Source organism: Vibrio genomosp. F10 str. 9ZD137 (assembly GCF_049974785.1).
Lineage (GTDB): Bacteria > Pseudomonadota > Gammaproteobacteria > Enterobacterales > Vibrionaceae > Vibrio.
Genome location: NZ_JBNGCJ010000220.1, coordinates 275 through 773, shown reverse-complemented (window position 1 = coordinate 773; position 499 = coordinate 275). Strand labels below are relative to the sequence as shown.

Genomic DNA, 499 nt, shown 5'->3' with positions numbered 1-499 from the left:
GTCTTTTTCTGGGGTAAAGGTAAACGTGCCATCGGCATTGTTTAGAATGGATCCATGGTCAGCATGCAGGTTTTCAATGGTTAGTTTACCGGCGTCATTGGCATCCACATCGACGGTATTCGCTAATAGTTGCGCGGTGGTTAAGGTTTGGCGTGTATCTTCACTGCCATTTGCAAGCACCACTTCAGATGAACAGTAAGGTCTGTCGTTACTGCCGTGAATGGTGATGACAATATCGTGTGTTGTACCATCTTTTGAATGGACTGTAATCGTATCGGTTAAGCTTTGCCCTTCACCAAGTTGGTCAATTGCAGTGCCACGCGTTGTGGGTCTAGCACCTATACCTGATAGATGCCCGGCATCGGCATGGTAATGCCAGGTGCCATCGGTGAGTAAGATTAGATCGCCATAGGTGCCGTGATAGTCGTAACCATTGCTGCCTTGGCGTTCAAATCCTGACTCGCCTACATCGGGGTCTGTGATGGTCAGCTTGCCATCA

At 48.7% G+C, this 499-nt stretch carries 1 protein-coding gene; it reads right to left on the bottom strand.

All coding sequences use genetic code 11. The annotated features are described in order from the left end of the window. Positions 1–499, bottom strand: a 499-nt coding sequence (locus ACP45E_RS03050) for a VCBS domain-containing protein (protein ID WP_241824256.1), incomplete at both ends; no start/stop codon positions are given.